Source organism: Candidatus Eisenbacteria bacterium (assembly GCA_016867495.1).
Classification (GTDB): Bacteria; Eisenbacteria; RBG-16-71-46; order CAIMUX01; family VGJL01; genus VGJL01.
Genome location: VGJL01000137.1, coordinates 1 through 6,755 on the forward strand (window position 1 = coordinate 1; position 6,755 = coordinate 6,755).

General features: G+C 63.1%; 2 protein-coding genes and 1 tRNA gene. All 3 read left to right on the forward strand.

Annotation, left to right across the window (positions count from 1 at the left end; translation table 11 throughout):
- On the forward strand, positions 1–583 hold a 583-nt coding region (locus FJY88_10620), incomplete at its 5' end, for an adenylosuccinate synthetase (protein ID MBM3287786.1).
- An 18-nt stretch (positions 584–601) separates the two neighbouring features.
- A tRNA-Lys gene (locus FJY88_10625) sits at positions 602–674 on the forward strand.
- 854 nt (positions 675–1,528) lie between these two features.
- Positions 1,529–6,755 (forward strand): hypothetical protein (locus FJY88_10630; GenBank protein ID MBM3287787.1); only part of this gene is annotated, 5,227 nt, incomplete at its 3' end.

Sequence of the window (6,755 nt, forward strand, 5' to 3'; positions counted from 1 at the left end):
CGGGGCGGCGACCGGCCTGGGGCTCGCGCCGAGGCAGCTCGCCAAGGTGATCGGGATCGCGAAGGCTTACACCACGCGTGTCGGCAACGGGCCGATGCCGACGGAGTTCGCGCCCGCGCTGGCCGATCGCTTCCGCCGCCAGGCGGGGGAGTTCGGCGCCACGACAGGAAGGCCGCGCCGCTGCGGTTGGCTGGACCTCGTCCTTCTTCGTCACGCCGTCCGCGTCAACGGGATCCAGGAGGTCTGCCTGACGAAGCTCGATGTCCTGCGGGGATTCCGCTCGCTCAAGATCGCGACGGCCTACCGGCGCGGCAGGCGGACCCTGCGGACCCCTCCGCTCGACGCGAGGGAGTGGAACGACTGCCGGCCCGTCTATCGCTCGATGAAGGGATGGAGCGAGCCCGTGACGGGCGCCCGCGCCTGGAAGGAGCTTCCCGCCGCGGCCCGCGACTATGTGGAGGGAATCGAGGAATCGATCGGGGCGCCGATCCGGATCCTCTCCCTGGGGCCGGGCCGGGAATCGACCTTCCCGATGCCCAAGGTCCGCTCCACGGGCAAGGGCATTGCAGCAAGGCGAAGGTAGATGTAGCCTTCGGGGCGTGAGCCGCTAGCTCATCCGGTAGAGCACCTGCCTTTTAAGCAGGACGTGCCGGGTTCGAGTCCCGGGCGGCTCACACCCCCTCCTCCTCGGGGAGCCCCTGTGTCCGGCCAGGACCTCGGCCGCACCGGGAGGTTGCTCTAACTCGCCGATTTTAGGTGTAGTTACGCCTTTCGGCTTTCGTGGCCAAGTGTTGGAAGGGGCTGCGGATTCTTTCCCTATCAATATCTGTCGTCTCCAAGCCGATCTCCTTTAGGGGCCTAGGGAATCCCTCAAGTGGCGGGAGCCGGGCCGGCCGGGGAGGGTCGAAGTTTTTTCTTGCGGGGGGGTTGACAGGCAATTGGGCGGGTGTTAGGTTGCCCCCTGGCAGTTGCAGGCTCACGGAAGTTCCGTTGGGAACGCCCAAGGGAGCGCTCATTGGCGCGGAGTTCGGAGGACGCACCGGTGAGGATGCGAAGGATCGCGGAAGCTCGATCCATACGTACGAAAATCCTCATTGACAGCCATCAGGGCATATGGCATAGTGCGCTCCATTCTGGGCGCCGATGGTGTAACGGTCATTGTTTCAATGGGTTGCGCCGACATCGGTGCGGAGGATTAGGACGCGGAGGTTCTCAGATTGATGCCTGAGGAGCCGAGCGATCACATACGTTCATGCGGCCAGTATGCGGGCCGCGCGAATCGAAGCCGAGGGGCCGATGGCCCGTCGGATGAACTTGTTTTTGTGGGGAGCGCGAAATCCCGACCTGCCCGCGCGACCCCGAGTTCGCAGGCAAGCAGGTCGGGTGCGAACCCTCCCGGACCGCGTCCGGAGAGGCGCATGAGTTCTGTGGAGGGTTTAGTCCAGTGATCAAGTTTGGCGAACCTAGGGGGAATGGTCGGTTGGCTTTCTCGAACCTGGGCGGCGTCATTCAAAGGAGGAGACGGGTGATGAGCGGAACAAGGACCAGGACCATTGTTTTCCTGACGGCCCTCGTGTTCTGCATGGCGAGCCTGCTGGTGGGCGCCTATGCGGATACCCGAGACACGGGCGCGTCGGTGAACTTGGTCATCAACTACCCAGCCTACCCGCTGATAGGGACGATGACCCCGACGGGGCCAGGGGGAGGTCCGTACATTGTTGCGGCGACCTACTTCCCCGATGCCACGACGCCGCGGGTGGTGCTTGTCTTCAACGAGGACATCGACGAGGACTCGATCGACGAAGCACAGCCCCCATCTCTGGACTTCACTTCGACGACGATGGACCTTGCGCTGATGGCTTACGACGCAGGAGAGGTCACCGATCAAGACAACGTCATCTACCTGACCTTCCCTGGTGGTATGCCGGCCGCAGGTTTCGATCCCAGTGGGGTCGAGATCCTCGCCATGAAGCCAGGCGAGCTCCAAAGTTATAGGGGCGACGCCACCGACCAGAGCTGGAACATCGACATCACCCCGATCACGATTGGCGATGGTCCTGTTGTAACCAGGTGCTTCATCCTGGACCGACAGAACGACTTCAACAATCCCCAGACGGTTCATCCTGGAGCACCGGTCGTGACGGGTCCGGACGACAACAGGGTTGTCGTCCACTTCGACGCGCCCGTCAGATTCGTGAGCACGGATGAGGCCGCGTTCGGACAGACCATTGAGTTCAACGGCTTGCTCTTGCAGACCTCGGCTACCCCGTCCGCCTCGATCGAGATCTCAAGGGCTGCAGCGAACCCGGCGACAGCCCATTTCCTGGCGATGCACCCGGGGGTCATGAATCTCCGTGTTGCGGCTGGCACGATTCGCTGGGATGCCCACAATGTCACGAATGCCGCGCTCAGCTTCAGGCAGACGGAGAATGACCCCCTGACGGGCGGCCCCCTGCTGAATGCCGTCTACCTGAACACGCTCAATGGCGATCCTGATGACGACTACATGGCGATCGTCTTCGATCAGGCGGTCACCTCGAGTGAGTTTCCCATCACACCTGTCGACAACGAATTCGTCACTAGCGGGTGGTCCGTTAGCGACGGGTCTGTCGGTAGCTGGTTCTCCTCAGGCTGGACGAATGTTCTGAAGGCCAGCGGCTTCACCATCGACGAAGGTGTCGGGTTGAATACCCTCGCCCTCCGCCCGCCCGACGAATTCTATATAAGGGATCTCTATGACTACCAGTTGCGGCTTGCGGTCAACCCCGTCGCGAGCAACGACCCCAACATTGAGATACCGGTCCCGGTGTGGGACGGCCCCGGGATCGTCCGCGCGGCCTACGACGACAACCTGTCGCCCAACGACTACGACGACGACCAGCTCTTCATCTTCCTCTCGGAGCCGATCCGCAACTTCACGGAATTGAGGCCCGCGCACTTCACGCTTGAGGGGTTTGCATTCGGTGACAACCCAACCTGGGACTATGCGCCCGGCAACCCGGATCAGTTTGCGCGGTTCATCATCCGCAACTTCACCCGTTCGACAGGCCAGAATCCCTATGAGCAGGGTTGCCGCATCATCCCGACCGACCCGCGCCTGCCGGTAGGGGGCCTTCCCGTGATCATCGGCGATCTGTCAGAGAATCCGCTTCACGACACGCCGCAAAACGGTGCCATTTCGCAGATGCGGTGGATCCCGGTCGTGGATGAGAGCCGCCCATCGCGGCTGACCCTGACGGATACCCACGAGGTGATCGATGATGCGTGGGAGTACGATCTGGTGAGAGAGGTCTACACACTCTATCTCCGCTTCCGCGAGGACGAGGCCAACGGCGGCGGCGCAGGGCTTGAGGACTCCGATCAGTATTTCCTCTTCCCGGTTCTCGAATCCCGCGAGGATTTCTGGAGCGAAGCCCTCATGGCCGCCCGGCTGGACAAGGCCATTCCGCTCGGCAACGTCCGTCCGCGCCAGATCGATGACGTCACCAGGCTCGCGATCTACGCCTCGACCCGTGCCCCGGACGGTAACGACCCTCCGGGGACGATCTACACCACGATCGAGGGAGACGTTCTCTACTCCGATCCAGTGACCCGTCCCTTGCAGCGGCTGAGCTTCCTCCTTGCCGCCGCGGACTGGCAGGGGAACTGCTCCAGGATCGAAGTCCCCAACGACCAGGAGTGGGGTTGGACCTGGCTGCATCCGCAGCCGCGGATCCCGAATCTCCGGGTCTATATCCAGCCAGAGTACTGCGGTGGCGCTGGCATCGAGACCGGAGAGGTCCGGCTCTACGGTCTCCACTTCATCCACGACTACGAGGTGGATCGGGTCCGCTTCGAGTGGTTGAAGGAAGAGGGAACCGCAGATCAGTGCGACGACGCAACGGATGAGGACTGGGAGCCCATCGCGACGGTTGGCGGTGTGAACCAGCGGCCGTCTCGAGGCGACCCGCTGATGTACCGCTCCAATTCAGGTGACCCGGGTGCCCCCCCGGATGCGCGGGATGATCTTCACGAGTTGAGGAGTGCCCCGCCCGCTGCGTCGCGTGAATTCACTTACCCGGTCGGTACGGGAACCTGGTACTCGTACTACGACGCCGATCGCGACGGGATCTACTCGGCTCGCGACGCCGTTGTACGTGACGCTGACCGGGATGGCAAGTTCGATGACGTCGGCGACGTTCTGGTCATTGGGTCCGACGGCTTCATCGAGACTATCCCCGACCAGGCGGACCTGACGCGCTTCACGACTTACAGCGACGACAGCGCTGCGAATCCCGCCTACTACTGGGTCGACACGAATGTCACCCCCGGCCACGCGCTGAACCCGACGTCCTACATCTTCCGCGAGAACAGGGAGAACTACGTAGACTACGGAAACGATCTGCCCGTTGAGGTCGTAGGCCTCAATCTATGGCAGGTCAACTGGGAGCCGTGTACCAACCGGTTGCACGGCGAGGACGACGGCGGGGACATCGGCTACAGCGGCGAGTACATCGTCCGCTGCATCGCGATCGATCGCTCCAACAATGAGGACGTGATCGATCAGCACTGCTACGAGTACGCCGACAATCCGCCGGATGACTATCCGTGGAACCCGAACGAGATCGAGCCGGTCACGATCGACTGCTCGGAGATCGCCATCGATCTCACGACAGTCCAGTGCTACGTCCCGACGTACGCCTGCGAGAACGGCTCTCCCACGACTTGGAGCTGGACGGTCGTCACCCTCGATCTGGACACGACCGTTCCGATCGTGGATCAGGTCCCGGCCGGCACGCGCTTCCTCAAGATCAACGCCGTGCCGGATGTGCCGGTCGATGAAGTGCTTGGCGTTCGCTTCTTCGGAAACCTCTGGGGGAACGTCGTCGGTGAGGTCGGCAACTGGAACGGCAACTTCAGCCCGAACCCCGACGGCGACACCTACGCCGATCTCGACATGGTGCCGGGCTACCAGTACAGGAACGGCTACGCCCCGTATCTCGATGACGAGCGGATCGACGATGCCAACGGCAACTTCATCTTCGACGCCGGCGATGTCGTCCTCGACATGGGTCGCGACGACGAGGTGAGCACGCCAGTCGGCCAGATCCTGATCCCGCTGGTCCTCGAGGACTACAATGAGGTCACGCCCGTCACGCCCCTCGACAACGACCATGACGGAAACGTGCTCGATAGCTCGCTCGATGACGACATGCTCGATCCGTTGACTGCTTACGCGGCATACTGGGATCTCGGCGGCGTCACCTTCGGTCCGCACTGGACCGGAACGATCAACGCCACCGTCGCGCGCGAGCGTCCGGCCTGCCCGGCTGGGCTCCAGACCGATACCGACACGGAGAATGTCGAGTTCGACAACTGGTCGCCTCCGCTGGTCGACGTGATCCGCGTCGAGAACGAGGACGACCAGGTCATCGATGTCTGGCACCCGGTCGCCGACGGCGACGAGTACGGCATCTACGGGCCCGACCCGACCCCCGGCACGCCGAGGACCTGGCTCGTCCATGTCACGGCCGAGGATCCCGACGGCATCGCGTGGGTGCGGCTCTGGTACCGCGTGAATCCTGCCTGCGGCGGAACACCCACTCCGTGGATGTGCGTCCAGCCGCAGAACTTTGACCTGACGCTCCCGCCGTGGGACGAGTATCCGGATGAGACCTATCCGTACGAGTTCCACTGGCTCATGGGCGCGCTCGACGATGTCGACGCGAACTACCAGTTCTACGCCGAGGCGATGGACAATGACGGCAACCTGAGCGGAATCCCTGTCTATCCCTACGGCTTTGGCTTCAACCAGTACGCCGGAATCGAGCTGGCCCACGTCGTCCCGATCGCCAATGCCGATCGCTGTGAGGACGGGCCGCTCGTCAACGTCGGCGATGAGTACCTGCTCACGGCCGAACTGGACGACCCAACGATGGAAGGCGACGTCCAGGTTCGCTTCTACCATGCCCCGAGGATTCAGGGCGAGATGCACACGACCGCGGACATCGATGAGATGACCGGTCGGATGGATGTCCAGGGCTACATTCTCGACCCGACCAATGGCGGCCTGGTGGTTTGCGTGAACGGCAGCGAGTACTCGGACGCCAACTACACGGCCGTTCCAGGAACCAGATTCATCACCTTCACGACGCCTCCGACAGCGGGCGCCGAGATCACGGTGAACTACAACATCTCGCGCCAGGGTGGTTCCTGGAGGATGATTGCGCTCGGAGACGATGTCGCTCCTTACACGGTCGAGTGGGAGGAGGGCACGGGCGATCCGTCCGGTGTGCCTCCGTTCCCGCCTCCGGGCGAAACGGGCGGAGTCGTCTTCACGACCGCCGCTGACGGCAAGCCCGCGTGGGATCTCTGCGCGGTCGCCCTGATCGATGTGGATGGCGACGGCGTCTACGATCCGGGCAGCCTCTGCGACCTGATGGAGCCGATCCGCAGCGAGGACGGCAACCACATCCTCCTGAACCTCGTTGCGCGGCCGATCGTGCACCTTTACGGCCTCGACTACGAGCCGGCCTTCTTCCCGCTCACGCCTTCCGGCGGGTGGCACTACACCCAGCAGCTGTACTGGCCGGGTAACCCGTTCGGGCCTTCCGTCGCCGGAAATGCCGAAGGGAAGCTCTCGGGGAAGGAGGCGGATGTCTTCGTGACCGCTTCCGCCGCGATGCCCGCCGTCATCGATAGCGTCAGGCTCGCCATGTACAAGGAGTTCCACAGCGAGCCGTACAAGTGGATTCCGATGACCCGGTACATGAACG